Below are 25,767 nucleotides of genomic sequence, written 5' to 3' on the forward strand. Positions count from 1 at the left end.
GGTTATGTCGGCATTTCCTACCAGCTTGGTGGGACTGGCTGCCCTGCGCGATGGTCGCGCAGGTGCTGCCCGCGTCGCCGACTGGTGGTGGCTCCCCGCAGGTCGCCCGTGGTGGCAGTGCCGGCGCGCTAGGGTCGACCACGTGGCGCGGAGATCCAGAATTCCAGCGACGAAATATCCCGTCGAGCGGTTCACCCTCGACAACGGCCTGCGGGTGGTCCTCACGCCCGATCGCAGTGCCCCGGTGATCGGGGTGGCGGTGGTCTACGACGTCGGCATCCGATCCGAACCGGAAGGGCGCACCGGCTTCGCTCACCTCTTCGAACACCTGATGTTCCAGGGCTCGGAGAACCTCGAGAAGCTTGCCCACTTCCGGCACGTACAGGGCGCCGGGGGCACCTTCAACGGCTCCACCCACCTGGACTACACCGACTACTTCGAGACGCTGCCGAGCAACGCGCTGGAGCGCGCGCTGTTCCTGGAGGCGGACCGGATGCGCGGCCCCCGGCTGACCGAGGAGAACCTGCGCAACCAGGTCGACGTGGTCAAGGAGGAGATCCGGGTCAACGTTCTCAGCCGCCCGTACGGTGGCTTTCCCTGGCTGACCCTGCCGCCTGTCATGTTCGACACGTTCCCCAACGCGCACGACGGTTACGGCTCCTTCGACGACCTGGAGTCGGCCACCGTCGCCGACGCTGAAGACTTCTTCCGCCGCTACTACGCCTGCGGTAACGCGGTGTTGGCGGTCAGCGGCGACATCGACGTCACCGAGGCGACCGAGCTGATCACCCGGCACTTCGGCGACGTACCGGCACGTCCGGCACCGGTCCGGCCCGACTTCGCCGAGCCCGACCTGACCGCCGAGCGGCGCACCTCGTACACCGATGCCCTGGCACCCCTGCCGGCGGTCGCTGGCGCCTGGCGGGTACCCGACCCGATCACCGACTTCGCCGGCTACCTGCCGTACGTGGTGCTGGCCGAGGTGCTCACCGACGGTGACGCCTCACGGCTGGTCGAGCGGCTGGTCCAGCGGGACCGCTCGGTGACCGGCCTCAGCGGCTACCTCGGCTTCATGGGTGACCCGTTCGACGTGCGGGACCCGACAGCGCTGCTGCTTCAGGCGCACCTGCCGCCCGGGGGTGACGTCGACAAGGTGCTGCGCACCGTCGACGAGGAACTGGACCGGCTGGCCACCGACGGGCTGACCGACGGCGAGCTGGCCCGGACCCAGGCCCGGATGGCGACCCACCTGCTGCGCGACACCGACGCGGTGCTCGGCCGGGCGTTGCAGATGGCAGTGCTCGAACAGCAACGTGGCGAACCGGGTCTGCTCAACGACCTGCCCCGCCTGGTCGGCGACGTGACCGAGGAGCAGGTCCGGGCCGCCGCGGCAACCCTGCGTCCGGAGCGGCGTGCCACGATCGAGGTAATTCCCGGAGGTGCCCGGTGAGCGCGAGGAGTGAGCCGGTTTTGCGAGCCCCGCAGTCGCGAACGAAGGTGGTCCGATGAGCGTCACCGTGTCGGCTGGGCCGCGTGCGCTGCCGGCGCTCGGCCCCACGCGCAAGCTCAAGGTGCCGAAGCAGTCCGAGCGCACCCTGGGCAACGGGCTGACCGTGATCGCCGTACGCCGGCCGGCGGTGCCGCTGGTCGAGCTGCGGCTCTGGGTGCCGTTCGGCCGGGTCAACGTGGCGCGTGGCGCGATGCTCTCGCAGACGATGCTCTCCGGCACCGAGTCGATGACAAGCGTGCAGATCGCCGCCGAGTTGCAGAAGGTGGGCGCCGGGCTTTCCGCGGGTGTCGATCCGGACCGGCTGATGCTCTCGGGTGCCGGCCTGGTCACCGGGCTGGACCGGATGCTGGAGCTGCTGGCCGAGGTGTTGACCGGTGCCAGCTATCCCAGCGACGAGGTGGCGACCGAGCGGGATCGGCTGATCGACCGGATCCAGGTCGCGCAGAGCCAGCCGACGCACCTGGTTCGGGAGGCGTTGCTGAAGCGGATCTACGGGCGGCATCCGTACGCGGCGCAGACCCCGGACCCGGGTCAGATCCGCGCGGTGCGGCCGGCGGCGCTGCGTACCCTGCACGCCGAGCGGGTGCATCCGGCCGGCGCGCAGTTGGTGGTGGTCGGTGACGTACAGCCGGAGAGGGCTCTGGACGCCGTCGAGCGGGCGCTCGGCGGTTGGGGAGGTGCCGGGCGTACGGCGACCCTGCCGGCAATTCCGCGGCTGGAGCCGGGGCCGCTGCTGCTTGTCGACAGGCCCGGCTCGGTGCAGTCCTCGTTGCGGGTGGCGCTGCCGGCGGTGCCGCGCACCGACCCGGACCACGCTGCTCTGCAACTGGCCAACCTGGTCTTCGGTGGTTACTTCTCCTCCCGGTGGGTGGAGAACATCCGCGAGGACAAGGGCTACACGTACGGCCCGCACTCGGTGATCGAGCATTCGGTGGCCGGCTCGGTGCTGGTCGCCGCCGCCGAGGTGGCCACTGAGGTGACCGGCCCGGCGCTGCTGGAGACGACGTACGAGTTGGGTCGGTTGGCGTCGCTTCCGCCGAAGCCGGAGGAGTTGGAGCAGGCCCGGCAGTACGCGCTGGGCACCCTTCAGCTCGGTATGTCCACCCAGGCCGGGTTGGCGGCGTTGACGAGCGCGTACGCCGGTAACGGCCTGCGTCTGGAGTTCCTCGCCGAGTACGCGGCCCGGCTGGCGGCGGCGACCGTCGACGACGTGGCGCGGGTCGCGGCCCACCACCTCGCGCCGTCCCGGGCGGCGGTCGTGGTGCTCGGCGACGCGGAGCGGGTGGCCGACGGGCTGGCCGCGTTGACGCCGGTGCGGGTCGAGCCGGTGCAGCCGTGAGCCGTCCGGTCTCGCCGGCTGGGGCGGGCGCGTCGTGAGCGGGGAGACGGTGCCGCCGCTGGCCCGGTCCACCTTGGATCGGGTGGCGCACCGGCGGGGCGACTCGCTGTGGCTTACCGACGCGTGGCTGCGCGGCCGGGTGCTGCTGCTCGACTCGGCCGAAGGGCAGACGCTGGCCCGTACCGACGTGTCACCTCCGGCTCTTGTGCTGTTCGGCGCGGACGACGCGCCGGCCGGCTCCGAGGCGACCGCGATGTTCCTCGGCGTCGAGCCGGACGGGGTGCCGGTCTTCGCGGTGGACACGCCGCTGCCGGCGCTGCCGGGGACCAGGGCGGTCAACCTGCGGGAGGTGGGTCACCTGCTGGCCGACCGGGAGGCGGGGATCTTCACGACGGCGCTCGCGCTTGTCAACTGGCACAACCGGCACGGTTATTCGCCGGCGACCGGGGCGCCGACCGCGATGGACGAGGCCGGTTGGTCCCGGGTGGACCGTAACGGGGGGCGGATCTGGCCGCGTACCGATCCGGCGATGATCGTTCTGGTGCACGACGGTGTGACCGGACCGGACGGCCGTTGCCTGCTCGGTAACAACGCCGGTTGGGCGGGCACCCCGGGTGGTCGGCGTTACTCCTGTCTGGCCGGTTACGTCGAGCCGGGGGAGTCCGCGGAGGCCGCCGTGCTGCGCGAGGTCCGCGAGGAGGTGAGCATCACCGTCGACCGGATCGTGTACGTCGGCAGCCAGGCCTGGCCGTTCCCCGGCTCGCTGATGCTGGGCTTCCTGGCCGTCGCGGATCCTGCGGAACCGGTGCGGGTGGACCCGTCCGAGATCGCGTACGCCAGGTGGTTCTCCCGTGCCGAGATCGGGGCGGCGTTGGCCGGTCGGTCGGTGGACGTGGGTGACGGGGCCAGGCTGATGCTGCCGCCGCCGTCGTCGATCGCGCTGTTCCTCATCCATCGCTGGCTGGATGGCTGGGTGGACGCCGGCGCATGAGTGCGGTCCCGGCCCGTGGCCGCCGTTGCCGCGGCGGTCACGGGCCGGGAACACGGGCCGCCGTGGTCGATCAGGGCGGGTAACGCGGCGGGGGAGCCGGTCCGACCACGGCGGACGTCTGGGTCAGGTGCCGGTGAGGCCTGGCCGGCGTCGGAGGACGGGCCGTGGCTCGCTGAGCGGCAGGACCTTGACCCGTTGCTTGCCGGCGCGGACTGCGCCGACAGTGGACAGGGCCCGGGCCAGCAGCAGTGCGGCGTCGCGGTCCTCGGCGTGCACGATCTGTCGGCGCGGCTCGGGCGTGGTCGTCTCGTCGCGGAGTCGGTGGCCGTCTGCCCAGGCCGCGGCGATGTCCCCGTCGGCGACGGTGCGGATGTCGGTGCGAACGATCAGGAAACGCATGGGGGTCTCCGGATGAACCGCGACGAATGAGCGGTGTGGAAGTTCCACCTTCACCGGTCATGCTACGCCGGGTAGTCATCCCAGCAAGTGAAACGCGCCTATTGATTTCGAGTCATCCGATCGGTGGATGCCTGGTCAGCGGGTCGACGCGGGTAGAGCGACGGGGCCGCCGGCGAACTGCCGACGGCCCCGCTTCTGGTTGACGGCTCAGTTCAGATCGAACTGGCCCGTCTTGGTTCCGGCGATGAAGCCGAGCCATCCGGCCCGGTTGAACAGCAGCACCGGGCCACCCCGGTCCTTGCTGTCGCGTAGCGCGACCGCCGATGGTCCGGTGCCCAGCGGGGCGACCTCCACGCAGTTGGAGGTCTGGCTGCGCGTGCTGGTACGCCAGGGCGCGTCCGCCAACGAGTCGGCGGAGATGGACGGCGTGTTGTGGATGTCGTTCATGGTTCTGCTCCTGATGTGAACCGATCCGATGGGACGAGTGGTGCCGCACGCCCCGACGGAGGTCCCCTGGTTCACAGTTCCGTCAGCCGCCCCGAAGCGCGGCGACGTTGAACCGGCGCCGTTGCCGGGCCGAACGCCACTGTGGATGGGGGCGTCGTCTCGGTCACCCGTCCTGTCGCCTCGATCAGCCAGGAGAGGGTGTCCGAGGCGTCAAGTGCCGCCGTGCATAGCCACTCGAACACCACTTTATAGCGATTTAGCGTGTTCACCTCGGTCGACATGACGTCGGTGAACCCCCCTTCGATGGCCAATGTCTCCGGATCGAGTGGATCGGCGAACCGGTAGAGGGAGAACGCGGTCGGCGGAAGGTACCAATCGCCGATCTGGGTGTCCCGAAGTAGCACGTGCAGCGTCACGTTCGGCAGAAGGGCCAGCTCACACAACTGGACCAGTTGGTCGTGCAGCACCTCCGGTGGACCGGCCCGCCGGCCGAGGGCAGCCTCCTCCAACACGGCTGTGTAGCGCGGCGCGTGCGGCTCCCGGGTCAGCAGCGACTGGCGGGCCAACCGTGCCTGCACCTCGGTATCCGGCTCGTCGCCGGGCTTCGGCTCACCGGCGCTCTCGGCCACCTGGCGGGCCGAGACGATCCGGACCTGCGCGTACCCGGCGGTCTGCAACAGGCCGGGCACCAGCACCGGGTTGTACTCGGAGATCTCCGCGCAGCCCGCCTCCAGCTCGGCCCAACTGCGCTGCTGCTGAGTCATCACCGGGAAGTTCTTCAGCCAACCCCGCATGTCGCCGGCCTCGCCAGCGATCCCGAGCAGCTCATCGTGCAGCGCCGCGTCGGCACCGTAGAGGTCGAGCAGCACGGCGACGTCCTGGGGGTCCGGTCGACTGCGACCGTTCTCCAACCGGGACAGTTTGGACGCGGACGCCCAACCGATCCTCTCGATGACCTGGTCACCGGTGAAGCCCGCGGCCTCGCGCAGGCGACGTAGCTCTAGGCCCAACCTGCGGCGACGCATGATCGGGCTGGGTGCGGCAGGAGGCACAGTGTCCTCTTTCCCGTCGACCGCCGCAGACGCGACGGTAACTGTATGAAATTCGCCCCCCACGGTCAGTATGGACGGCGCGACCGGCGTCGGAGGTTCCGGCGGGGGCGTGTCTTGCGAAAAATGGACCGTGGGTACGCCGTGACGACGGCGAACCCCGCGGTCGCGGCCCCGTCGACCCCGCCCACCCCAGGGCACGCCATCCCCGCCGGAGGGATCCCATGCGCACCGTCCTGCGCCGACCCGACTTTCGCCTGCTCTTCGCTGGTCTGCTTGCCAGCATGACCGCCGAGTCGATCCTGTTGCTCGCACTCGCGATCTGGGTCAAGGATCTGACTGGCTCCAGCGGGCTGGCCGGCGGCACCATCTTCGCCGTCGTCGCCCCCATGACGTTGGCGCCACTTGTCGGCTGGGTCGTCGACAGGTACCCCCGCCGCCCCTTCTTCGTGGCCGCCAACCTGGCCACCGCAGCGTTGCTCACCCCGTTGTTCACGGTCCGGGACGCCGGCGACATCTGGCTCGTCTACCTGGTCGCAGCCCTGTACGGCCTCTCCTCGATCACGCTCGGCGCGGCGCTCAGCGGGCTCATCCGGCAACTGGTGCCTGTGGAGCTGCTGGCCGAGGCGAACGGCGCGCTGCAGACCGTACGCCAGGGGCTTCGGCTTGTCGGCCCGCTTGTCGGCGCGGCGCTCTACGCCGCGTTCGGCGGGTGGGCGCTGGCCGGGATCGGCATGATCGGCTTCGTCACGGCCGCGGCAGTGGTGACGGCGGTGCCCAGCCCGCAGCCGACGACGCCGGCCGTGCGGCTGCGCTGGCCCGCCGAACTGGGTGCCGGCCTGCGGCACCTGGCCGGTGTGGCGGCCCTGCGCCGGGCCCTGCTCGGCTACGGGCTGGGGTCGCTTGTGATGGGCTTCAGCGAGTCGCTGATCTTCGCCTACGTCGACCAGGGGCTGGGCCGCAACGCCGCCTTCGTGGGCGTGCTGGTCACCGTGCAGGGCGTGGGCGGGCTGCTCGGCGGGCTCTGCTCACCGGCGCTGGTCCGCCGGCTCGGCGAGGTCGGCACGCTGGCCGCCGGCGTCGCCTTCTTCTCCCCGGCCGCGCTCGCGCTCGCGTACCCCGATCTGCGGCTCGCCTTCGTGGCGGTGCTGCTGGCCGGCGTCTCGCTCCCGCTGACGATGGTGGGGCTGCACACACTTATCCAACGGCGTACCCCGCCGGTGCTCGTCGGTCGGGTCGCCGCAGCCACCCAGGCGGTGGTCAGCGGCCCGCAGGCGCTCTCCATCGGCGCTGGCGCGCTGCTCGTCGGTGTCCTGGACTACCGGGCGCTGTTCGCGCTCGTCGGGGTGGCCACCTTCGCGGCCGGCGCCTACCTCTGGCGGGGCCGGCACCTGAGCCCGCCGGCCGGGGGCCGCCCGCTCCGGCCGCCCACAGCGCCGACGAGCCCGTCCATTCCGGCGCAGCGCCGCCCGGCCGAGGTGGAGATCGACAAGCCGATGACGACGGGCACCCCTCGGGCGCCCCGGCGGTGACCGACCCCGGACGCGACGACCGGCCGCCCGCGTGCGGGCGGCCGTTCGTCGAAGGTGACCCAGACCGTCAGGCGGTGAGAGTCGCCAGGTGCTGCTTGACCTGGGTGATCGAGGGGTTGGTGAGGGCGCTGCCGTCGGCGAAACGCAGCGTCGGCACCGTCTGGTTGCCGCCGTTGACGCCCATCACGAACTCCGCGGCCTTCGGGTCCTGCTCGATGTCGACCACCTCGTACCCGATGCCCTCCCGGTCGAGCTGCGACTTCAGCCGGTGGCAGTAGCCGCACCAGGGGGTTGAATACATCGTCAGCATGGTCGGATCCTCCAACTCCTCCGGCCGCGGCTTGCGGATCAAGCCGAGGCTGTCCGCTACAACGTTCGGAGGAGCTGAGATGATTCCTGGTTGTGGTGGTTCACTCAGCGTCGGAACGCGTACTCGCCGGGCTGGACCCTGAGCAACGCTCCGCCGTGACCGCACCCGCCGGCCCGGTCTGCATCCTCGCCGGAGCCGGCACCGGCAAGACCCGGGCGATCACCTCCCGGATCGCCCACCGGGCGCTCTCCGGCGAGATCTCCCCCCGGCACGTGCTCGCCGTCACCTTCACCGCCCGCGCCGCAGCCGAAATGCGACACCGTCTCACTCTGCTCGGGGCTCAAGGTGTCCAGGCGCGGACGTTCCACGCCGCGGCGCTGCGCCAGGTGCGCTACTTCGCCCCCCGCCTGCTGGCCGGGCGTGCCATGCCCGAACTGCTGGACAGCAAGGTACGGCTCGTCACCCTCGCCGCCGCCCGGGTCGGCCTGCGTACCGACCGGGCCGCCGCACGGGACCTGGCCGGCGAGATCGAGTGGGCGAAATCGTCGCTTGTCGAGCCTGCGGACTACGTGGTGTCGGCCGCCCGCGCGCTGCGCGACACCCCGCACGAGCCGGCGAAGGTCGCCGACGTGTTCACCGCGTACGAGCAGCTCAAACGCGCCAACGGGGTGATCGACTTCGAGGACATGCTGCGCGCCGCGGTGTGGGGCATCGAGGAGCACCCGGACGTCGGCGAGCAGGTCCGCGGCCAGTACCGGCACTTCGTGGTCGACGAGTACCAGGACGTCAACCCGCTCCAGCAGCGGCTGCTGGACGCCTGGCTGGGCGGCCGCAACGACCTCACAGTGGTCGGCGATGCCAGCCAGACGATCTACTCGTTCACCGGCGCGACCTCGGCGTACCTTGTCGACTTCCCACGCAAGCACCGGGGCGCCACAGTGGTCCGGCTCGTCCGCGACTACCGCTCCACCCCGCAGGTGGTGGGGCTGGCCAACGCGGTGATCTCGCAGGCCCGTGGCACCGAGGCGCGCCTGCGGCTGGAGCTGAGCGGGCAGCGCCCCGCAGGCCCCGAACCCGACCTGCGGATCTTCACCGACGAGCCTGCCGAGGCCAACGCGGTGGCAGCCCGCTGCCGAGCGCTCATCGACGCGGGCACGCCGGCGAAGGAGATCGCCGTGCTGTTCCGGATCAACGCGCAGTCCGAGGCGTACGAGAAGGCGCTCACCGAGGCCGCTGTGCCGTACGTGGTGCAGGGCGCCGAGCGCTTCTTCGAGCGGACCGAGGTCCGCCAGGCGATGGTCGCGCTGCGTGCCGCCACCCGCTCGATCCCGGGGGAGACCCCACTGCCGGCCGCTGTCGTCGAGGCGCTCACCGCTGTCGGCTGGGCTCCGGACGCGCCCCCGGCCGGCGGTGCCGCCCGCGAGCGCTGGGAGGCACTGGCCGCGCTGGTCCAGCTCGCCGAGGAGTACGCGGCCACCCCCGAACTCGTGCCGATCGGCGAGGCGGCGTCGGTGGAGCGGCCGGTCACGCTCACCGACTTCACCGAGGAACTGGCCCGCCGGGCCGCCCAGCAGCACGTACCGACTGTGGACGGGGTCACCCTCGCCTCCCTGCACTCGGCCAAGGGGCTTGAGTGGGACGCCGTCTTCCTTGTCGGCCTCGCCGAGGGCACCCTTCCCACCGCGTACGCCAAGACCGTCGAGCAGGTCGAGGAGGAACGCCGACTGCTCTACGTCGGGATCACCCGGGCGCGGGAGTGGCTCTGGCTGTCGTACGCCGCCGCCCGCTCGCCTGGAGGCCGGGCCCGACGGCCGTCGCGTTTCCTGCCCCAGCTCGACCGCTCCGGCGGCACCGAGCGGGCAGCTCCCGGCACCGGCCCGGCACGCCGCACCGAGCGCCGCCGGACGCAGATCATGTCCTGCCGGATCTGTGGCGCCACGCTGCTCGCCGGCCCGGACCGCAAGCTGGGTCGCTGCCCCACCTGCCCGTCCGACATCGACGATGAGCTGCACGAACGGCTACGCGAGTGGCGGCAGCGGGTGGCCGGCACGCAGAAGGTCCCGGCGTACGTGGTCTTCACCGACGCCACGCTTATCGCGCTGGCCGAGCGGCGTCCCGGCCGTCCGGAGGAGTTGATCGCCATCGCCGGCATCGGCCCTCGCAAATTGGGCCTGTACGGCGAGTCGGTGCTGGCGCTGGTGGGGGGCGCGAGTGTGGACGATGTCTGCCCGGAGAAAACTTTCGAAATCTCGTCGTAAATTCGTTTGCCCTCGCCCTGTGGCGAGGAATAGCCTCAGGACACACCACGCGAGCGGCGCCATTCCGGCTGCTCACCGGGGTTGGTCCAGTCGATCGAGGAACGTGAGGGAGGTGGCCACCGTGGAGATCTTCACCTATGAGCGTCCGACGGCGATGCCGTCTGTCCACGCTCCGCTGTCGGCTGTCTGGGTGGCCCTCCCGGCCACGCGACCGTCGGTTCCGCAGGTGCACCAGGTTCAGGTCGAACTGAACCTGACCGTTGCACCGGCCACCGGAATCGAGGGGACCAGTGGCATCACGGGCATGGGCATCCAGGGCGCCAAGAAGCGCACGGATCTCCGCGGCGTTCCACCTCGAGGCAGACCGGTCTGACCATCAGACACCGGCTCACCTCGAGGCCGCGGAACCCGCTTACCGGGATCCGCGGCCTAGTTTTTTGCCCCGCCGAAGTACGTCGGAATGCGATCCACGAGATCGAAGTGAGAGAGAGGTGACCGGGCGATGAGTCTGGCGTTGGCCCCCGTCGACGTGAGCGTCGACATGGAGGCGAACCTGCCCTGCCGGAAGTTCGACCCCGACCTGTGGTTCTCCGACTCGCCTGCCGAGCTCGAGCTGGCCAAGTCGCTCTGCGGGGACTGCCCGCTGCGCGTCGAGTGCCTCGCCGGGGCGGTCGAGCGAGCGGAGCCGTGGGGCGTCTGGGGCGGCGAGATCTTCGAGCGTGGCGCGGTCGTCCCGCGCAAGCGGCCCCGTGGCCGTCCGCGCAAGGAGGACGTCGCTCGTGACGCCGCGCTCCGGGTCGAGGCCGAGGCGCGCTTGGAGGCCAGTGGGCTGTCCGAGGCGCGTGGCGCGGTCCGGCTGGCAGCCTGACAACTTCCCGAATCCGTACCAACTACGCCGGTGCCACACCGGCAGTTAGAGAGACGACGATGTTGAACGTTCCGAACGGAGCCTTTGAGATGCAACTACTCCACGAAGCGTTGTCCCGGGCTCGAATGCGCCGGCCTCAGGCCGGTCGTACCACCACGAGCACTGAGGCAACCCGTTCCGCCCGTACCGTCGCCATGAACAGCCGCAACCGTTCGGCACGCGACCTGGGCGTTCTCTAGTACCACCCCATGCGGAAGGGCGGGTGCCGGTCGGCACCCGCCCTTCGTGACGTTCAGGCCACGGGGGCGAAGCCGGGCAGCCACCGCTCCAGGATGCCCCGGTACGGGGCCTTCGCCTCCAACTGGCACAGCACGCCGATCGACCCGAGTGTCACCCGGTGGATGAGCAGGTACGACGGCGGCAGGTTGAGCTGGCGGCTCAACTGGTAGGTGGGGGAGCGGGGGCTGGCCAGTCGCGCCGCCTCGGCCCGCAGCCAGGCCCTGGTGAACCGGAACCCGTCGGCGGCGATGGGCTCCAGCATCGGGCGGAGGAAGTCGAGGACGCCCTCGGCGTCGATCTCGTCGTCGGCGCCGATGAACCCCTCGGACCGAAGCCCTTCGACGACCCCGTCGGCGTCGCCGCGCAGCGCCCGCCCGGCGATGCGACCGATCGGCTCCGGCGTTCCCTCCGGCATCCGGGCCACAGCACCGAAGTCGATCACTCCGAGGCGGCCGTCGGGTAGCAGCCGGAAGTTGCCCGGGTGCGGGTCGGCATGCAGCAGACCCGCCCGCTGCGGCGCGGAGAGGTGCAGCGTGGCCATCAGCCGGCCGGCCTCGTCCCGCTGCTCCTCGGAGCCCTCCCGGATGATGTCGGCAAGCGGGGTGCCGGTCACCCATTCGGTGACAAGCACCCGGGGCGACGCGGAGATCACCTCCGGGATGAAGATCTCCGGGTCGTCGGCGTACGCGGCGGAGAAGGCGCGCTGCGACTCGGCTTCCAGCTCGTAGTCCAGTTCCTCGGTGATCCGCTCGCGCAACTCGACAAGGAGCGGCTTGACGTCCAGGCCGGGCTGGATGGCCCGGAACATGCCGCCGAGACGGGAGAGCTGCTTGAGGTCGGCGAGCAGCGCGTCACCAGCCCCCGGATATTGGATCTTGACGGCCACGTCGCGGCTGTTCGGCTCGCCCGACGGGTCGAGCCCCGGCTCACGCCACCGCGCCCGGTGCACCTGGCCGATGCTTGCCGCCGCGGCCGGAGTGTCGTTGAACTCGACGAACCGATCGCGCCAGTCCGGGCCGAGCTGCTCGGCAAGCACCTTGTGCACGCTTGCCGCCGGCAGTGGCGGCGCCGCCTCCTGGAGCTTGGTCAACGCCTGCCGGTAGGGCGCGGCGATCTCTTCGGGCAGCGCCGCCTCGAAGACCGACAGCGCCTGGCCGAACTTCATCGCACCGCCCTTGAGCTGGCCCAACACGCTGAAAAGCTGCTCGGCGGTGCGCTGCTGGATCTCTGCGGAGATCACGTCGGAGGCGATCCCGGTGACGCGCTTTCCCATGCCGAGAACGGTCCGACCGGCGAAGCCGAGCGGCAGGGCGGCGAGTTTGGCGGTCCGGGACACGGCCCGGCGCGGGATGTCGGTCACCCGGCCATTGTTACCGACCGGAGGGCTCCGCTGCTGCTCTGCGGCCGGGCTGGTGCCGACACCCGGCTCCGTGAGCACCCGCACGCCGGGTGTGGCGGCCAGATGCGGCGGCGAAAGCGACACGCGTCGGTGACCTCCATGGCGCCACCCAGCGTCTCCGGGCTGCCGCCGTCGAGATGCGCCAGCGCCTCGGTCAACGCGTACCCGATGGCTGTGAGCAGGGTGCCGGTCGTGCCGGCGGCGACCGGCTCGGCCGCGGCGAGCTGGGCGGCGAGTCGCGGCCACGCCGGGTCACGGTCTGTCCGGTGCAGCTCGATGCAGTGCAGGCAGGGTCCGGCGGGTGGGCGGACCAGGGGGCCGATGACCGGTACGCCCTCGCGGACGGTGACAAGCAGATGCGGCTGACGGCGCTGGGCGAGGCCGGCGGCGAGGAGCGCGGGCGGACGGTCCGCGCCGAGCTGGATCACCAGGTCCGCCCGAGGGCTCCGGAGCGGGTGGGTGCCGGTGCCCGGGGCGACGTTGTCGATGGCGGCCCGCACCGCCCGGGCCAGCGGTGCACCCAGGTCGGTCGCCGGGATGCCGGTGCCGACCAGGTCGATCGGGCGGACCGGGCCGGTGAGGTCCGGGATCACCCGGCCGACGCCGGACTGGGCCAGCGCGACCGCGAGCGGCCCGCCGAGTGCTCCGGCCCCGGTGAGCAGCACCCGGGCCGCTCGCCGTCGCCGCAGGATCTGCGCGGGAGTTCCGGGCAGTCTGGCCGCGACCAGGGCCAACGCCCCGGCTTCGGCGGCGAGCCGGGCACGGGCCGGCCCGGCGAGGTCGCGGGGGAGGAGGCTGTGCGCGGGCACCAGGAGGCCCGCCGCACGCAGGGCGTCGAGCAGGGTACGGGCGTCGGCGGCGGTGACCCGGGCTGCGCTCGCCTGGGTCAGCACGGCGCGTTCGCTGCGGGTGCCGTCCAGGAGATCGAGCAGGTGGGCGGCGCGCGGGTTGGCCAGCTCCAGCAGCACGGCGAGACCGGTGTCGATGCCGAGTTGCAGTGTGTGCCGGTCCCGCCAGAGGCGGCTGAGGCCGGGGAGCAGCATCGGTCGGGGCAGTGCGGTACGACTCATGATGACGAATCGTGACCGAGCCCGTGCGCAGGGTCGATCGTTATCCACAGATGGCCGGAGCTGTATCCAGCGCTGTCCACAGGGTCTGCCGGGTTATCCACAACCCGGCGGTAACCGTGTCGGTCACCCGACAGAGGGACCTGCCGGGCCGGCAACGGGGGGCGGGGTGACCGCTCGGCCACCCCGCCCCCCATTGACCCGTACGGTCAGACCTTCGCCTTGCCCAGGATGCGGTTCACTGTTGTCCCGCATACCGGACATTTTCCTTTTGCCATGTTCATACCGGTCTTCGAGACCTCCACGTGCCCCTCGAAGTCCCGCTTCTCCTTGCACTTCACGCAGTAACCGTTGTAGCTCTGGGCCTGGTCGGCCACGGTGCCCCTCCTCGTCTCGTCCGCCGGTCGATGTCGTCCCGGCGGGTGCCCCGGCGGCGGGCCACGCGGGGCGGCCGGCGCTGGGTCTCATTCCGCAGCCACCCTCGTGACCGCTGGTCCGCGGACCCTACCCAGGTCTGGGCGGTTCCATGTCAGCTGTGCATCGACCTGTGAGCAAGTCGACGTCGAGAGTGTGCATGGCGAATTAGGTCGGATAAGTGAGTTTGGCGGGGACACGCCGACGAACCGTCACAGACACCCGTGCGAGTACCCCGAAGGTGATCATCTAGGGTGGTGCGGACGTACGGCTGCCAGCGGCGTTCACCATGGGTGACGAGGCGCACTAGTGGCGGCCCGGCCAAGAAATTTTCGGGACGCCAAGCGGCCAATCGCCACTTTCTGGGCGCGTGTCGGGTGGTTGACCCTTGCGGACCCCTGGTCAGTACGCATTAGCTTTCCCTCGTGACACGTAGCCGAGGCTGCGCGGGCCAGTGATGGCGGGGACGCGTAAGCCGGTCGTCGAGGTGCGGCGCAGCCAGCGCCGGCGACGCACGGTGTCCGCGTACCGGGACGGTGAGCGGGTCGTCGTCCTCATCCCGGACCAGTTCTCCCGGGCCGAGGAGAGCGAGTGGGTCGACCGGATGCTTGCCCGGCTCGCGGCACGCGAAGGTCGACTGGCCCGCTCCGACGCCGAGCTGGTGGCCCGGGCCACCCGCCTGATCGGCCTCTACCTCACCGGGTACGGCGACAAGGCGGTGCCCCTCAGCGTCCGGTGGGTCACCAACCAGAACGGCCGCTGGGGCTCCTGCACACCCGCCGATCGCAGCATCCGGATCTCCCACCGCGTGCAGGACATGCCCGAATGGGTGATCGACTACGTGCTGCTGCACGAGCTTGCCCACCTCATCGTGCCCAGCCACAACGCCCGCTTCTGGGCGCTCGTCGGCCGCTACCCCAAGGCCGAACGAGCCCGCGGCTACCTCGAAGGCGTAGCCGCCGCCTCCTGCGCCCCGGTCCCCACCTGACCGGTCGACCCTCGCGCCGTCGTACGGTGAGCTGCGATCGTCTCGATCCACTCGGCTTCCTTGAAACCGGGGTATCCCCGGGTGGCGGACACCCCGATTTCAAGGAAGGCGAGTCGATCAGCCCCGCAGACCTCGGATCAGGCGCGCCGGGGTGAGGCGACGGGGCTGGGGCGGAGGGATATGGTCTGGGCATGGCGCGGCGGGTTGTGGTGGCGTTGCTCGGTCCGGTCCACTGGTCGCCGCCCGGCATCGACCGGCAAGACTGGCGGGCGGCGCTCGCCGAGGACGTCATCGACCTGATCGCCACCCTCAACGAGGTGGACGTCGCAGTCGCGGTCACCCCCGCCGACCGGGCCTTGGCTGACGCGCTGGTCTGGCCCGGCACCACGGTCTACGAGGTGGCCGAGCCGACGCCGAACGCGGTGTTCGCCGCCTTGGGCGGCTACGACCAGGCGGCCGTGCTCGCCAGCGACGTGCCCGACCTGCCGGCGTTGACGGTCGGCAAGTTGCTGCGCCCGCTCACCACCCGGTCGGTCGCGGTGGCTCCGGTCGAGGGCGGCGGCCCGGGTCTGCTCGGGGTCGCCGCGCGGCTGCCGGCACCGGGCTGGCTGCGCCCGCTGGACCTGGACACAGCGACCCCGACAGACGCCCGGGCCGGCGCACCCCGACCGGGGGAGGTCGCCGTCACCGCCGGCTGGCGACGACTGCGCGGCCCGGCCGACCTGGCCACGTTGGACCCGGCCTTCGAAGGCTGGGAAGCCACCCGCGCCCTGCTCTCGGGCGCCGGCCGGCCAACCTGACGACCCACGCGCCTTGCTTCCGGATGTCGGCGGGCGCGCCTGACGAGCCCGTTCGGCGGTCGGCCGGATCAATCGGTTACATCCGGTCGGCAATGTCCGAGACCTTCACGGTGACCTGTCGACAAATGAGCCGGGCGCCCGCCGTTGAGCGGCGCGGGCGCCCGGACATCTGGGCTCTGACTGTCAGCGCTTGGTGTCGTCGCCGTCGTCGGTGTCGTTGCCGTCATCGAGCTGGCCCGGGGCCTGCTCCTTCGCGCCACCGGGTGCGGTGAAGTCGAAGTTGTCCAGCTCGCTCAGGTCCATGTCGTTCATCGCGAAGGCCACCGGGTCGGCGAAGTCGTCGTCGGACGGGAGCAGGTCCGGGTGGCCCCAGACGGCGTCCCGGCCCTCGATGCCGCGGTGCTCGGTGAGCGCGGCCCAGAGGGCTGCCGCCTCGCGCAGTCGGCGGGGGCGCAGTTCCAGACCGACGAGCGCGGCGAAGGTCTGCTCGGCGGGACCGCCCGCGGCGCGGCGGCGCCGGAACGCCTCGCCCAGCCGGACGACGTTGGGCAGCCGGTCGCTGGCGGCGCTGTCGACCACGTGGCACACCCAGCCCTCGACCAGGGCAAGCGCGGTCTCCAACCGGGCCAGCGAGGCCTTCTGCGCCGGGCTGTCCTCCGGGGTGAAAATGCCCTCCAGGGCGATCGCCTGCATCGACTCCGGGTCGGTCGGGTCGACCCGGCCCATCGCCTCCTCGATCGCCTCCCGGTTGACCCGGATGCCCGAGGCGTACATCTCGACGGCGGTGAGCACGTGCCCACGCAGCCACGGGACGTGCTGGAACAGCCGCTGGTGGGCGGCTTCGCGCAGCGCCACGTAGAGGCGTACCTCGTCTTCGGGCAGCTCCAGGCCCTCGCCGTACGCGCGGATGTTGGCCGGGATCAGCGCGGCCGTGCCCGCCGGGCCGAGCGGCAGCCCGATGTCGCCGGCGGAGAGCACCTCCGCGGCGAGCGAGCCGAGGGCCTGCCCCAACTGGCCGCCGAAGAGCGCGCCACCGAGGGTCGCGACCATCGACTGCATGGGGCCGAGCTGGGCGCGCGCCTCCGGTGGCACCAGGTCGCCCATCGCGCCGACCATCCGGCTGGCCACCGGGTCGCAGAGCTTGCGCCACACGTCGAGCGTCTTGAAGATCCACTCATTGCGGTTCCAGGCCACCGGGGTCTGGATGCCCGTCGGCCACGACGACGCCGGCTCCAACCACAGGTCGGCCAGGCGCAACGCCTCCTCGACAGCGTTGCGCTCGTACGGCGACACTGCCGGGTCACCGGCGGCGGCGAGTTGGCTGGCTGCTACCTGCCGAGCCAGGTCCCAGTTGACCGGCCCGCTGCCCGGCGCGGAGAGCAGGTGCTGCAACTGCGACATGAACTGCTGCATCTGCGCGGGATCGTTGGGGTCTGGTGGTTGCCCACCCGGGAGCGCGAAACCGAACGGAATATCAGGCACGACGTCTACGGTACGCGGGCCGAGCCCCAGGTAGCCGCCGCTGGCGTTGCGCTGAGGGCGAAGTCGCGTGGCGCATCGGTCAGGCCGGCCCCGGGCGATCGGTACGCTCTGGCGCATGAGACGTCGTGGCCTGACGGTCCTGCTCGGTGCCCTGTTCACCGCTCTGTTGAGCATCGGGGTGCTGCGGGTGCCGATCCCGTACGTGGTGCTCGGCCCCGGCCCGACGGTCAACACCCTCGGTACGGCCGACGGTAAGGAGGTCATCCAGATCACCGGGCGGGAGACCTCGACGTCGGCCGGGCAGCTGCGGCTGACGACGGTGGGGGTGCAGCCAACGGTGCGGCTGCGATCGGCGATCGCCGGCTGGTTCTCCGACGACGAGGCGGTGGTGCCGCGCGAGCTGGTGTATCCGCCGGGGGAGTCGACGGAGCAGGTCGAGCAGCGCAACGCCGAGGACTTCAAGGTGTCGCAGACAAGCGCCGAGACCGCCGCGCTGCGCGAGCTGGGTTTCTCGGTGCAGGTGGTGGTCAAGACGGTGGCCGCGGACGGCCCGTCCGCCGGTCTGCTGAAGGTCGGCGACATCGTCACGTCCGTCGACGGTCAGCCGGTGCCGGTGGCCGCGAAGCTCACCGAGATGGTCCGGGCCAAGCCGGCCGGTACGGCCCTGACGATCGGCTACACCCGTGACGGCGTACCGGCCACCGCGAAGGTGACAAGCCGTGAGCAGGACGGTCGGCCGAGGATCGGTGTCGAGATCGACCAGCAGCAACCGCACCCGTTCACGCTCAGCATCGACCTGGGAGACATCGGCGGTCCGAGTGCCGGCCTGATGTTCGCCCTGGGCATCGTGGACAAGCTGACGCCGGCGGACCTGACCGGCGGCAAGGTCATCGCCGGCACCGGCACCATCGACGACGAGGGCACCGTCGGCCCGATCGGCGGGATCGCCCAGAAGCTTGTCGGCGCGAAGCGTGCCGGGGCCAAGGCGTTCCTCGTTCCGGCGGACAACTGCGCCGAGGCGGTCCGCAATCCGCAGCCCGATCTGCCGCTTCTGAGGGTGGGTTCCCTCACCGAGGCGATGACCGCGCTGGAGACGCTGCGTGCCGGAGGCCAGCCGACCCGCTGCTGACGCTCGTGACCGTGTCCCGACACGTTCAGGAACACCCCGTACTCTGGGTGCCTGGTCGGAGCCGATCACATCGAGCGTGCGGAGCCAAACAGTGGTAATGCGTAGCAGCAGCCCCCTACCGAAGATGAGTAGGCGCGGACGCGTCACCATCGCCGTCCTGGTGGGGGTGTTCGTGCTCTTCACCCTGCTGGGCTGGGGCGTCCAGGCCTGGACGGACTGGCTCTGGTTCGAGGAGGTGCGCTACACCGAGGTCTTCACGGGTGTGTTGTTCACCCGGCTGCTGCTCTTCCTCGCCATCGGTCTCGGTATGGCCGCCATCGTCGGCGGCAACCTGTGGCTGGCCCACCGGCTGCGCCCGCGGCTGCGTCCGCACTCGGTCGAGCAGGCCGCCCTGGAACGCTACCGCATGGTGCTCAGTCCGCGCCTCGGCACCTGGATCGCGCTGGCCGCCGTGGTGGTCGGCCTCTTCGCCGGCCTGTCGGCGCAGAGCCGGTGGAACCAGTGGCTGCTCTTCCGCAACGGTGGCGACTTCGGGATCAAGGACCCGGAGTTCGGGGTGGACATCGGCTTCTACGTCTTCCAACTGCCGTTCTGGCGTTATCTGCTCGGCGTCGGCTTCACCGCTGTGGTGTTGGCTCTGATCGGCGCGTTGGCGGTGCACTACCTCTTCGGCGGGGTCCGCCTCCAGGGTGTCGGGGACCGGATGACGAACGCCGCCCGCGCTCACCTGAGCAGCCTGGTGGCGGCCTTCGTGCTGCTCAAGGCCGTCGCGTACGTGCTGGACCGGCGGGCGATGCTGCTGGAGTACAACGAGGGCGCGAAGCTGTACGGCGCCGGCTACGCCGATGTCAACGCGCTGCTGCCGGCGAAGGAGATCCTGGCGTACATCTCGATCGTGGTGGCCATCGCGATCATCGTGTTCTCCAACGCCTGGATGCGGAACCTGGTGTGGCCGGGCATCTCGCTCGCCCTGCTCGGTGTCTCCGCCGTGGCGATCGGCGGCATCTACCCCTGGGCGGTGCAGACCTTCGAGGTCAAGCCGAGCGCCAAGGACAAGGAAGCGCCGTACATCCAGCGCAGCATCGACGCGACCCGGGCGGCGTTCGGGTTGGCGGCTACCGAGACCACGCCGTACGCGGCGAACAACCTCACCCCACCGGCGAACCTGGCCACCGACACCTCCGTCGTGTCGAACGTGCGGCTGCTCGACCCGCAGTTGGTCAGTGAGACGTACACCCAGTTGCAGCAGGTGCGTGGCTTCTACGACTTCGGCCCCAAGCTGGACATCGACCGCTACGGGGTGAACGGGAAGGTCTCGGACTACGTGGTCGGCGTCCGGGAGATCAACTACGGCGAGCTGACCGACCAGCAGAACACCTGGATCAACAGGCACACCGTCTACACCCACGGGTTCGGACTGGTGGCGGCCCCGGCCAACCAGGTGGTCTGCGGTGGGCAGCCGTTCTTCGTCTCGGGCTTCCTGGGCGAGCGCACCCAGGAGGCGTGCTCCTCGCAGACCGAGCAGATCCCGGCCAAGCAGCCGCGCATCTACTACGGCGAGCGGATGGCTGCCGGCGACTACGCGATCGTCGGTCAGTCCGACCCGAACAAGAAGGCCGAGTTCGACCGGCCGGTCGGTGAGGGCGGCGGCGAGTCCTACACGTACACCGGTGAGGGTGGCGTCAAGATCGGTTCCTTCCCCCGGCGGCTGTTGTACGCCATCAAGGAGCAGGAGACGAACTTCCTGCTCTCCGAGGCGGTCAACGAGGACTCCAAGCTGCTCTACGTGCGTAACCCGCGGGACCGGGTGGAGAAGGTCGCGCCGTTCCTCACCCTGGACGGCGACCCGTACCCGGCGGTGGTGGACGGTCGGGTGCAGTGGATCGTCGACGGCTACACCACGGCGGCCACCTACCCGTACGCAGAGCGCGTCAACCTGCAGACGGAGACCACCGACGAGCTGACCAACCGGGGCACCTTCCAGCTGGCCCGGGAGAACGTCAACTACATGCGCAACTCGGTGAAGGCCACCGTCGACGCGTACGACGGCACAGTGAAGCTCTACGAGTACGACGACACCGACCCGGTGCTCAAGGCGTGGAACAAGGCGTTCGGCGGTGACCTGGTGTTGCCGAAGGCGGACATCCCGGTCGAGTTGAGCGAGCACCTGCGCTACCCGGCGGACATGTTCAAGGTGCAGCGCAACCTGCTCACCAAGTTCCACGTGACGAACCCGGGCGACTTCTACTCCGCGCAGGACTTCTGGCAGGTGCCGAACGTGCCGGACGCTCCGGACAGCGGCCAGAAGCAGCCGCCGTACTACCTGTTCACCCAGTTCCCCGGGCAGGAGAGCCCGCGGTTCCAGCTCACCTCCGCGGTCACTCCGAACGGCAGGCAGAACCTCGCGGCACTGATCTCGGGGTCGTACGTCGACGGCAAGCCCCGGCTGGAGGTCCTGGAGTTGCCGGACCAGACCCGGATCTCCGGTCCGGTGCAGGTCCACCAGCAGATGACGAACAACGCAAACATCCGTCAGCAGCTCAACCTGCTCTCCAGCAACCAGGCGCAGGTCCAGTACGGCAACCTGCTCTCGCTGCCCTTCGCCGACGGCATGCTCTACGTCGAGCCGGTCTACGTGAAGAGCAACCAGCAGGACGCGTACCCGCTGTTGCAGAAGGTGCTGCTCTCCTACGGTGACGGCGGCTCCTTCGTGGCGCTGGCCGACAACATCAACGACGGCATCAAGCAGTTGGTCGAGCAGGGCAAGCGGGCTGGGCAGGCGACACCGCCGCCGACCACCGGAGGCAACCCGACGACGCCGACGACGCCCACGCCGACGACGCCGCCTCCGAGCGGTGGTGAAGCGCCGCCGCTGACCGGTGATCTGGCAACCGCCGCGGAGCGGGTGCAGACCGCCATCACCGAGGTCCGGGCCGCGCAGACGTCCGGCGACTTCGAGCGGTACGGTCGCGCGCTCAAGGCGCTGGACGAGGCGCTCACCGCCTTCCAGCAGGCACAGCAGGCCGCCAACCCGGCCGGTACGCCGGCGCCGAGCGGCGGCGCGGCGCCGCCGTCACCGACCGGCAGCCCGGGTACGGGCGGCTGACCGCAGCCACCCGGAAAGCACCTCACGGAGCCCTCGCCATCCTCCTGATGGCGGGGGCTCCGCCGTGTCGGTACGGGGTGCGCAGGACGTCGATGGCTGACAAAGCCGCAGGTCAGAGGGGTCGAGGGCGGCGGTATCGGAGTCGCTTTGCGGTGCCCCGGGTCGGTGCGCTACGGTTAGTGAACCGACGCGGGGTGGAGCAGCTCGGTAGCTCGCTGGGCTCATAACCCAGAGGTCGCAGGTTCAAATCCTGTCCCCGCTACGAGAAAGAAAGCCCGACTCCGGATCGCCGGAGGCGGGCTTTCGACATTCCGGAGATCCGGAGTCCGGGCAGGACCCCGCCGATCATCGTCAAAAAGGGATGGGTTAGGGTTAACCAGTCGACGCGGGGTGGAGCAGCTCGGTAGCTCGCTGGGCTCATAACCCAGAGGTCGCAGGTTCAAATCCTGTCCCCGCTACGAAAGAGAAAGCCCGTTTCCGGTTCGCCGGAGGCGGGCTTTCTCGTTCCCGCGTGGTCTTCCGTCAGCCCGTGGAGGGGCCGGTGCCCACCGGCCCCTCCACGGGTGTCACCTGAGGCCGAAGGCCCGCATGACGGTCTGGGTGACGCCGCCGCCGTTGCGCTGTGTGGCGGTGACGCGGATGGAAACGAAGGCCGAACGGTGCGGCGCGTTCAGCGTCGCCTTCCAGGTGCCACTGCGCTCCTTCAGGGCCTGCCGCTGCCAGGTGCGGCCGTCGTCGTAGGAGACCTCCAGGCCGAGCGAGGACACTCCGTCCTTCGCGGCGGTGCTGCCGACCACGACCGGCGTGATGGCGAGGTCGGTCCTGCGCGTCGCGCGGCCCGCCAGGTCCAGGTCCGTCCCGTAGTCCAACTGCACGAGCGGGATCGCCTGTACGCCGTCGGCGGCGCCCGAGAGGAAGGTCCAGTCGGTGCGCGTGGTGGTGGAGTACGGGCTGAAGGCGGGGTTGCCCTCCGTCTCGACGACAAGCCGGTACGGCAGCTTCTGCGGTGACAGGTCGCCGGCGTAGAACTCCGGCCAGCCTTCGAGCTGACTCACCTGCCTGTCGCCCTGGTAGAGCGAAACCCGTTGCCGCATGCTGGCACCGCCGCTGTGTGCGGCACCCGCATCGCCGAACGCCTGGATGTAGGCGCTGATCCCACCCTCGCCACGGAACGGGATGTCGTAGGTCAGCAGGCGTGGCCGCGTGATGGGGCCGAACCACCTGTCCTTCTGGACACTGCCCGGCCGGTAGGCGATCTCGTCGGTGTTCGACCGCGCCCAGTTGAGCACGTCGACGTACTGCTTCCACCTGATGCCCGCGCCAGCGGACACCCAGTCGGTACGCGGACCCGGGGCTACTGGCCGGAACGGGAACGGGCGGGCCGCAGCCCACTCGTACGGCGGGAAGTCGACGCGCATCTCGGTGGAGAGCTGACCCGGCGGCGGGGCGAACTCGGTGTCGATCCGCGCGAGGTCGCCGCGACCTGTCTTGGCCGACGGATCGTTCGGCACCCCGCCGCTGTGGTAGTCGACAAGGTCGTACAGGTATGCCGGCGAGGGGTGGGCGGTGACGGTGAGCCGTACGCCCTTCCGGCCGGCGTCGGTGATTTTCTGGATCAGGGCCTCGCCCCCGCCCCGGACCAGCGTGGCGACCGGGAGCGCCCCGGTCGTCGTACCGTCGGGGTTTCCGTACCATCCGCTGCTGCGGCCCTGGCCGTCGTTCACCACAAGGAGCAGCGCGGCACCGGCGGCGAACGCCGTCGCCACCTGGTCGGTGGGGTTCACGGCGTCGCTGTCGCGTACGACCACTGCCTTGCCACGGGCGGACAGGCCGGCGTAGTCGGCAGTCGTGCCGGTGCCGGCGAAGACGGCGTCCAGGCGCGACGTGCCGTCGGGCATCGCTCGGGACCCGGGCTGCACGAGGGGGTCACCGACGCGGCGGCCGTTGTGGACGATCTCCAGTGGCGTCTGCTCGGCCCGGATCCGGGTGGTGAGGACGAAGCTGCCCTTCCTGACCTTGCCCTTTGTCGGCAGGGCCCACAGGCTGTCGTAGACGGTGCCGGGCCAGAGCGTCTCCCGCAGCGCGCCCGTGTCGCCGGGCGTCGGCTCCTCGGACGTGAACGAGCGGTAGACGTCGATGCGGCTGTTGGTGACGGCGGTCGGCTGAGGTGTCGCCACCTTGATCTGTCGAGCCTTGGCGGCGTCGAGCACGACGACCCGGTTGGTCGTCAGGTCCACCTCGGGGGCGGTGAGCATCGCGAGCCCGAGGGAGTGGGCGCCGTGCAGACCCTCCACGTCGGCGGCGGCGACGACGGTGTAGGAGCCGGGCGCCCAGCGGCTGGTGAGCGTGCCGTCGCGTACCCACATGAATGTGGAACCACCGTCGGCGCTGACGATCTCGACCTCGCCGCTCATGGGTCGGCCGGCGCGGTCCTTCAGGTGGATGGTGAGGTCGTGCTTTCCGGACTCCACTGCGACACCGACGGCCGTGTGCACCTCACCGCCCGCGTGGCGGGCCACGACCTGGGCGGAGTACCGGCCGGCGGTGAGCCCTGTCGGGTCCACCACGACGTCGACAGTCGAGGTCGCCCGGGCCGCAACCGTGACCTGGCCGGTGCCCGCCGTGAACGTCGTCGCCGGGGAGTCACCACGATCGACCGACAGGTCCAACGTGATGGGGGTGTCAGTGGTGTTGATGTAGGTGATCTTCCGGCTGATGCGCTGCGGCGGCGTGCCGGTCGACGACGCGACGAGGCCGGCGTCCACCGAACCGGACGCGATGATCTGGTCCTGGTGATAGGCGGCGGCCACGTTCAGCCGGCCGCTGCCGGCCCGGTAGGCGTCGTAGCCGGTCGTACGCACGCTGGTGCCCATCAGGGCGTCCTTGATCTGCTGCGGGCTCCACGTGGGGTGTTTCTGGGCCAGCAGGGCGGCGGCCCCGGCGACGTGGGGCGCCGCCATCGAGGTGCCGCTGTCCGTCCGGTAGAAGCCTTCGCCCCAGGGGAGGTGCTGCGAGCGCGCCGCCAGCACGTCCACGCCGGGTGCGGTCATGTCGGGCTTCAACGCCTCGTCGATCATGCGGGGGCCGGCGCTGGAGAAGTCGGCCACCCGGTCCGAGCCGTCGACCGCGCCGATGGTGAGCGCGGCGTCCGCGGTCCCCGGCGCCCCGATGGTGTACGGGTCGGGTCCGCTGTTACCCGCGGAGACGACGAAGAGCGCACCCGTCTCGGCGGTCAACTGGTTGAGGGACTGGCTCAGCGGGTCGTCCTGGGTGTGCCAGGCGCTGACCCCCAGACTCATGTTGATCACCTTGGCGCGTTCGGTACGCGCCGCCCACTCCATCCCCGCGATGATCCCGGAGATCGTCCCGCCTCCGTTGCTGTCGAGGACCTTGCCGATCACCAGGTCGGCATCGGGGGCGACTCCCCGCTCCCTGCCGCCGGAGGCGGCGCCCGTTCCGGCGACGGTGGAGGCGGTGTGGGTGCCGTGCCCGTTGCGGTCGATGATGTCCTCGCCCGGGATGAAGCTGCGGGACGCCACCACGCGGTTGGCGAGGTCCGGGTGGGTCGTGTCCACTCCGGTGTCCAGGACGGCCACCCGGACGCCCTTGCCGGTACCACCTGCCGCCCACGCCGCGGGGGCACTCACCTGCGCTGTCGTGTCGGCGAGAGCAGCCTCCGCCCTGCCGTCGAGCCACACCTTCTCCACGCCGGTCGCGAAGGAGGGCGTCGCGGTGCCGGCGGACCGGCCGGTCGACGACGTACCGACCGATTGTGTGTCGCCGGTGAGGGCCGACCAGAAGTCGGCGGCCTGCGCCCGGCGGGCCCGGATGGCCTCGCCACGGACGGAGGGCAGCTCCAGTGTGGTCTCCGCTCCTGGCAGCGCATTGCTGGCCCGGCGGTTGGTCGCACCCGACCCGCGGGTGACGATCAGAGGCAGCGTGCTGCTCCGTGCGTCGTCGAAGCCCTGGGCGACGAGGTCGGTGACGTCGAAGAGCTGCTTGTCGAGCTGTCCGGTGGCGAGGTAGGGCAGTGCCTCGTCGGGGTACACGTAGGTGTCCCCGTCCTCGGTGGCGACGCGTACGGAGCCGGTGGCACCCGGCGCGCGTGCCACGTCCACGGTGGGCGGCGTCCCGTCGCGTCCCGGGGTCATCGTCACCTTGTCGCCGGTGATCAGCGTGACCGTGACGGGAGCACCCTGTGCGGTGCCGGTCGTGGCCGGTGGCGTCGTCGGCGGGGGCGCGGGGGCGCTGTGGGCCGCAGTGGGGGTGACCAGAGCGGCGACGAGGGTGACGCCGACCGCTGCTGCCGCAGATCTTCGGGTGAGAGAGAGCCGCACAGATCCTCCAGAGTTGAACGTTGATCGAATTCGATCACCTCCGTGATTCATATAGTGATCATC

General features: G+C 70.7%; 20 protein-coding genes and 2 tRNA genes. 13 read left to right on the plus strand and 9 right to left on the minus strand.

Annotation, left to right across the window (positions count from 1 at the left end):
• Positions 1 to 142: 142 nt before the first annotated feature.
• The 3 genes from ACLQ23_RS16100 to nudC are packed head-to-tail and all read left to right on the plus strand — an operon-like array spanning position 143 to position 3,840.
• Positions 143 to 1,450, plus strand: a complete 1,308-nt coding sequence (locus ACLQ23_RS16100; RefSeq protein ID WP_355590915.1) for a M16 family metallopeptidase — start codon at positions 143 to 145, stop codon at positions 1,448 to 1,450.
• A gap of 55 nt (positions 1,451 to 1,505) precedes the next feature.
• Positions 1,506 to 2,849, plus strand: coding sequence for a M16 family metallopeptidase (locus ACLQ23_RS16105; protein ID WP_355632885.1), 1,344 nt, complete (start codon positions 1,506 to 1,508; stop codon positions 2,847 to 2,849).
• A gap of 34 nt (positions 2,850 to 2,883) precedes the next feature.
• Entirely contained in the window at positions 2,884 to 3,840 is a 957-nt protein-coding gene (gene nudC, locus ACLQ23_RS16110) for an NAD(+) diphosphatase (RefSeq protein ID WP_425734856.1), read from the plus strand.
• Between the two features lie 123 nt (positions 3,841 to 3,963).
• Here the strand turns inward: nudC and ACLQ23_RS16115 are convergent, their stop codons facing one another.
• The 3 genes from ACLQ23_RS16115 to ACLQ23_RS16125 all read right to left on the minus strand — a co-directional run bounded on the left by ACLQ23_RS16115 (position 3,964) and on the right by ACLQ23_RS16125 (position 5,738).
• Positions 3,964 to 4,239, minus strand: a complete 276-nt coding sequence (locus ACLQ23_RS16115; RefSeq protein ID WP_355590923.1) for a hypothetical protein — start codon at positions 4,237 to 4,239, stop codon at positions 3,964 to 3,966.
• A gap of 207 nt (positions 4,240 to 4,446) precedes the next feature.
• Entirely contained in the window at positions 4,447 to 4,686 is a 240-nt protein-coding gene (locus tag ACLQ23_RS16120) for a DUF397 domain-containing protein (RefSeq protein WP_355590926.1), read from the minus strand.
• Positions 4,687 to 4,757: 71 nt separating this feature from the next.
• Entirely contained in the window at positions 4,758 to 5,738 is a 981-nt protein-coding gene (locus tag ACLQ23_RS16125; RefSeq protein WP_355590929.1) for a helix-turn-helix domain-containing protein, read from the minus strand.
• 221 nt (positions 5,739 to 5,959) lie between these two features.
• On the opposite strand from ACLQ23_RS16125, the gene ACLQ23_RS16130 reads away from it, so the two are divergent.
• On the plus strand, positions 5,960 to 7,267 hold the full coding sequence (locus ACLQ23_RS16130; RefSeq protein WP_355590932.1) for an MFS transporter: 1,308 nt from the start codon (positions 5,960 to 5,962) through the stop codon (positions 7,265 to 7,267).
• Between the two features lie 67 nt (positions 7,268 to 7,334).
• Here ACLQ23_RS16130 and ACLQ23_RS16135 read toward each other — a convergent pair whose 3' ends face one another.
• Positions 7,335 to 7,577, minus strand: a complete 243-nt coding sequence (locus ACLQ23_RS16135; RefSeq protein WP_355591402.1) for a mycoredoxin — start codon at positions 7,575 to 7,577, stop codon at positions 7,335 to 7,337.
• 92 nt (positions 7,578 to 7,669) lie between these two features.
• Here ACLQ23_RS16135 and ACLQ23_RS16140 point away from each other — a divergent pair, with 92 nt between their 5' ends.
• From ACLQ23_RS16140 to ACLQ23_RS16150, 3 genes are all read left to right on the plus strand, one after another.
• Entirely contained in the window at positions 7,670 to 9,835 is a 2,166-nt protein-coding gene (locus ACLQ23_RS16140; RefSeq protein WP_355633057.1) for an ATP-dependent DNA helicase UvrD2, read from the plus strand.
• A 121-nt stretch (positions 9,836 to 9,956) separates the two neighbouring features.
• The gene (locus ACLQ23_RS16145; RefSeq protein WP_053660610.1) at positions 9,957 to 10,208 is read left to right on the plus strand and encodes a hypothetical protein; all 252 of its coding nucleotides are present in this window, start codon (positions 9,957 to 9,959) and stop codon (positions 10,206 to 10,208) included.
• 129 nt (positions 10,209 to 10,337) lie between these two features.
• Positions 10,338 to 10,703 (plus strand): WhiB family transcriptional regulator, encoded by a 366-nt coding sequence (locus ACLQ23_RS16150; RefSeq protein WP_355590939.1) that lies wholly within the window; start codon positions 10,338 to 10,340, stop codon positions 10,701 to 10,703.
• Between the two features lie 292 nt (positions 10,704 to 10,995).
• Here the strand turns inward: ACLQ23_RS16150 and ACLQ23_RS16155 are convergent, their stop codons facing one another.
• The 3 genes from ACLQ23_RS16155 to ACLQ23_RS16165 all read right to left on the minus strand — a co-directional run bounded on the left by ACLQ23_RS16155 (position 10,996) and on the right by ACLQ23_RS16165 (position 13,825).
• On the minus strand, positions 10,996 to 12,342 hold the full coding sequence (locus ACLQ23_RS16155) for an ABC1 kinase family protein (RefSeq protein WP_425734858.1): 1,347 nt from the start codon (positions 12,340 to 12,342) through the stop codon (positions 10,996 to 10,998).
• Positions 12,339 to 13,451, minus strand: coding sequence for a TOMM precursor leader peptide-binding protein (locus tag ACLQ23_RS16160; RefSeq protein ID WP_355590945.1), 1,113 nt, complete (start codon positions 13,449 to 13,451; stop codon positions 12,339 to 12,341). Before ACLQ23_RS16160 ends, ACLQ23_RS16155 begins: the two co-directional genes overlap by 4 nt.
• 206 nt (positions 13,452 to 13,657) lie before the next feature.
• Positions 13,658 to 13,825 (minus strand): DUF5679 domain-containing protein, encoded by a 168-nt coding sequence (locus ACLQ23_RS16165; protein WP_167517324.1) that lies wholly within the window; start codon positions 13,823 to 13,825, stop codon positions 13,658 to 13,660.
• Positions 13,826 to 14,319: 494 nt separating this feature from the next.
• Between ACLQ23_RS16165 and ACLQ23_RS16170 the strand changes: the two genes are divergently transcribed.
• Both ACLQ23_RS16170 and ACLQ23_RS16175 read left to right on the plus strand, forming a co-directional pair.
• Positions 14,320 to 14,850, plus strand: a complete 531-nt coding sequence (locus ACLQ23_RS16170) for a M48 metallopeptidase family protein (protein ID WP_355590948.1) — start codon at positions 14,320 to 14,322, stop codon at positions 14,848 to 14,850.
• Positions 14,851 to 15,041: 191 nt separating this feature from the next.
• The gene (locus tag ACLQ23_RS16175) at positions 15,042 to 15,650 is read left to right on the plus strand and encodes a hypothetical protein (RefSeq protein ID WP_425734860.1); all 609 of its coding nucleotides are present in this window, start codon (positions 15,042 to 15,044) and stop codon (positions 15,648 to 15,650) included.
• A 183-nt stretch (positions 15,651 to 15,833) separates the two neighbouring features.
• Here ACLQ23_RS16175 and ACLQ23_RS16180 read toward each other — a convergent pair whose 3' ends face one another.
• A complete protein-coding gene (locus ACLQ23_RS16180) occupies positions 15,834 to 17,063 on the minus strand; it encodes a zinc-dependent metalloprotease (protein WP_425734899.1) in 1,230 nt (409 codons plus the stop codon).
• A 184-nt stretch (positions 17,064 to 17,247) separates the two neighbouring features.
• On the opposite strand from ACLQ23_RS16180, the gene ACLQ23_RS16185 reads away from it, so the two are divergent.
• The 4 genes from ACLQ23_RS16185 to ACLQ23_RS16200 all read left to right on the plus strand — a co-directional run bounded on the left by ACLQ23_RS16185 (position 17,248) and on the right by ACLQ23_RS16200 (position 21,825).
• Positions 17,248 to 18,261: a YlbL family protein gene (locus tag ACLQ23_RS16185; protein WP_355590954.1), complete on the plus strand. Its 1,014-nt coding sequence runs from the start codon at positions 17,248 to 17,250 to the stop codon at positions 18,259 to 18,261.
• Positions 18,262 to 18,358: 97 nt separating this feature from the next.
• A complete protein-coding gene (locus ACLQ23_RS16190; protein WP_355590957.1) occupies positions 18,359 to 21,367 on the plus strand; it encodes a UPF0182 family protein in 3,009 nt (1,002 codons plus the stop codon).
• A 188-nt stretch (positions 21,368 to 21,555) separates the two neighbouring features.
• Positions 21,556 to 21,629, plus strand: a tRNA-Met gene (locus ACLQ23_RS16195).
• Between the two features lie 122 nt (positions 21,630 to 21,751).
• Positions 21,752 to 21,825: transfer RNA gene (locus ACLQ23_RS16200), tRNA-Met, on the plus strand.
• A 108-nt stretch (positions 21,826 to 21,933) separates the two neighbouring features.
• Here ACLQ23_RS16200 and ACLQ23_RS16205 read toward each other — a convergent pair.
• Positions 21,934 to 25,704 (minus strand): S8 family serine peptidase, encoded by a 3,771-nt coding sequence (locus ACLQ23_RS16205; RefSeq protein ID WP_425880776.1) that lies wholly within the window; start codon positions 25,702 to 25,704, stop codon positions 21,934 to 21,936.
• Positions 25,705 to 25,767 lie beyond the last annotated feature (63 nt).

Origin of the sequence: Micromonospora sp. DT41 (assembly GCF_049841715.1) — a bacterium.
GTDB classification, from domain to species: Bacteria; Actinomycetota; Actinomycetes; order Mycobacteriales; family Micromonosporaceae; genus Micromonospora; species Micromonospora profundi.

Excerpts from the sequence above, each read along its gene's own strand:
- ACLQ23_RS16120 (WP_355590926.1), bottom strand. The coding sequence starts at position 4,686 with ATGAACGACATCCACAACACGCCGTCCATCTCCGCCGACTCGTTGGCG.
- ACLQ23_RS16185 (WP_355590954.1), top strand. The coding sequence starts at position 17,248 with ATGAGACGTCGTGGCCTGACGGTCCTGCTCGGTGCCCTGTTCACCGCT.
- ACLQ23_RS16150 (WP_355590939.1), top strand. The coding sequence starts at position 10,338 with ATGAGTCTGGCGTTGGCCCCCGTCGACGTGAGCGTCGACATGGAGGCG.
- ACLQ23_RS16135 (WP_355591402.1), bottom strand. The coding sequence starts at position 7,577 with ATGCTGACGATGTATTCAACCCCCTGGTGCGGCTACTGCCACCGGCTG.
- ACLQ23_RS16160 (WP_355590945.1), bottom strand. The coding sequence starts at position 13,451 with ATGAGTCGTACCGCACTGCCCCGACCGATGCTGCTCCCCGGCCTCAGC.
- ACLQ23_RS16190 (WP_355590957.1), top strand. The coding sequence starts at position 18,359 with ATGCGTAGCAGCAGCCCCCTACCGAAGATGAGTAGGCGCGGACGCGTC.
- ACLQ23_RS16130 (WP_355590932.1), top strand. The coding sequence starts at position 5,960 with ATGCGCACCGTCCTGCGCCGACCCGACTTTCGCCTGCTCTTCGCTGGT.
- ACLQ23_RS16175 (WP_425734860.1), top strand. The coding sequence starts at position 15,042 with ATGGCGCGGCGGGTTGTGGTGGCGTTGCTCGGTCCGGTCCACTGGTCG.
- ACLQ23_RS16170 (WP_355590948.1), top strand. The coding sequence starts at position 14,320 with ATGGCGGGGACGCGTAAGCCGGTCGTCGAGGTGCGGCGCAGCCAGCGC.
- ACLQ23_RS16115 (WP_355590923.1), bottom strand. The coding sequence starts at position 4,239 with ATGCGTTTCCTGATCGTTCGCACCGACATCCGCACCGTCGCCGACGGG.
- ACLQ23_RS16105 (WP_355632885.1), top strand. The coding sequence starts at position 1,506 with ATGAGCGTCACCGTGTCGGCTGGGCCGCGTGCGCTGCCGGCGCTCGGC.
- ACLQ23_RS16180 (WP_425734899.1), bottom strand. The coding sequence starts at position 17,063 with ATGCAGCAGTTCATGTCGCAGTTGCAGCACCTGCTCTCCGCGCCGGGC.